Origin of the sequence: Phyllobacterium sp., assembly GCF_037994405.1 — a bacterium.
Lineage (GTDB): Bacteria > Pseudomonadota > Alphaproteobacteria > Rhizobiales > Rhizobiaceae > Phyllobacterium.
Window position 1 is genome coordinate 1 of record NZ_JBBNAN010000314.1, and the last position, 1,974, is coordinate 1,974.

At 57.3% G+C, this 1,974-nt stretch carries 2 protein-coding genes and 1 pseudogene; all 3 read right to left on the reverse strand.

The annotated features are described in order from the left end of the window. Positions 1-747, reverse strand: a 747-nt coding sequence (locus AAAC48_RS17655) for a proton-conducting transporter membrane subunit (RefSeq protein WP_340655437.1), incomplete at its 3' end; no start/stop codon positions are given. Continuing rightward, the gene (locus AAAC48_RS17660) at positions 744-1,064 is read right to left on the reverse strand and encodes a helix-turn-helix transcriptional regulator (protein ID WP_340655438.1); all 321 of its coding nucleotides are present in this window, start codon (positions 1,062-1,064) and stop codon (positions 744-746) included. The genes AAAC48_RS17655 and AAAC48_RS17660, both read right to left, overlap by 4 nt. 186 nt (positions 1,065-1,250) lie before the next feature. Then, positions 1,251-1,827: pseudogene (locus tag AAAC48_RS17665) on the reverse strand (IS6 family transposase); the annotation flags it as partial. Between the last annotated feature and the right edge of the window lie 147 nt (positions 1,828-1,974).

Genomic DNA, 1,974 nt, shown 5'->3' on the forward strand with positions numbered 1-1,974 from the left:
GCTCATGAGGGCCGAGACATGGCTCGGCGCGGCCGGGTGTGCAAGCGGCAGCCAGACATGCAATGGCACAAGACCAGCCTTCGATCCGGCACCGATGAGGATGAGGATGAGAACAAAGGCTGCTACGGCCGGGGTGTGTTCGGCAGCACGCATCGTCGCGAAATCGTAGTCACCACTCACTCCGGCGAGAAGGCCGAAGGCGAGCAACAGGGCCAATGTGCCAAAGCTTGCCATGACGAGATAGATATACGCCGCCTTTCTGTTGTCGCGCTCGCGATGATGCGTCATCACAAGCGCCCATGAGGCAAGGGACATGAACTCCCATGAGAGAAGGAAAGTGAAAGCGTCAGCAGCGAGGATAACGAGGTTCATACCGGCGAGGAAGGCCGGAAAGAATGGTAACAGCCTGTGCGGTGCGGTCTCGTGACGGCCGTAGCCAAGACCGTAGAAGCTGGCCGCTGCACCGCCAAGATTAATGACAACAAGGAAAAAGATGGCCAGAGCATCCAGCCGGAAATGCGCGCCCAGCCAGGGCAGGCCCAGAGGCAGGACCAGGGTTGGCAGCACGGCCGACCCCGACGCTGTTGTTAGCTGAAGCAGGACGGTTACGAACGCGGCCGCGGAGGCGCTAAGGCTCGCCCCATAGATAACCGGCGCTGCTCGGGGCGATCGCGAGATCACCACAGCAAAGATCGAGATTGCCAAAAGAGCAGCAATACACCCCAAAACGAGTGCGACGGGCATCATTTTGGCGCGACTATGCCGCGCATAGTCTCCGATCGTTTTGAACGCCTTCGGCGGGAGAGCGCGATGTGGGTCTGTGTCTTAAGGCGCACCCCGCGCCCGCCATCCTCGCTGACGGCACCTTCGTTGATGACCTCGACCCCGGCGGCTTCAAGCGCGGCAAGCAACCGCATCAGCGTGTCCACATTACCGCGGACTACATGGTCGCTTGCCTCCATGCGCTGGATTGTCGGAACGGAAACACCGGCCAGCTCCGCCAGTTGGCGCTGATCAATGCCAAGAAGGGCCCTAGCGGCCCGTAGCTGAGGGGCAGTAATCACGATTGAACCATCGCTTATCTTGCACTAGCTATAATATTCACTTTGTACGACGTGTTTATTGATGTTTCAAACCATTATTTTGATGCTTTGACGCTTGGAAAGTGCGCCGACATCCGCGGGAGCGCTTCGAGGGATATCGTAAAGTTAAATCCGATATCTCAGGACATGGCTTGGAGGGCGCGGTGATCAAACAGCATTGACGCGTGCGATTTCACACCAGCTTTGCATGGCAGCATCTCGCAGTTCGCGATAATGGGCTGAGGAAGAATCTTGGCGGGGAATGTGAAAGAGGTTGGCGATTGGATCGTGGATGGAGGCGAAACGTTGAAGTTGTCTTGGTGACTTGAACCGCTTCATAATTCTCTCTCGTCGTCGGATCGGCTGGTGGGAATTCTCTGCGCGATTGTTCAAGCCTTTATGGGAGCGATGTTCGACACCCGGCATGATCTGGCGTCTGGCCGCACCGTATGATCGCAACTTATCGGTGATCATGACCCGTGGGGCCTTTGACTGCCCTTTCAGAAGCTTACGCATCAAGCGCTTTGCAGCGTTGGCATTTCGACGGCTTTGCACCAGAACGTCGAGAACAAAGCCGTTCTGGTCGACCGCACGCCAAAGCCAGTGCTTCTTTCCGTGGATTGTCACAACCACCTCGTCTAGGTGCCAACTTGTCACCGAACCGGCCGGCAGACCTTTTACGGAAATCATTGGCAAAGCATCGCCCGAATTTGTCTGCCCATGCTCGTATCGTTTGATGGCTAACAATGGCCCCGGGCGGCCAGCAGTAGTCGCGGGGGGGCACGCGGAAGCCATCTCAGAAACAGGTTGTGCGTCGTCAGAATGGTAGCCGAACCAACGCAACACCAATCAGGGATCCCTTCGACCTTCAGAGACTGAGCAGTCGGCCGCC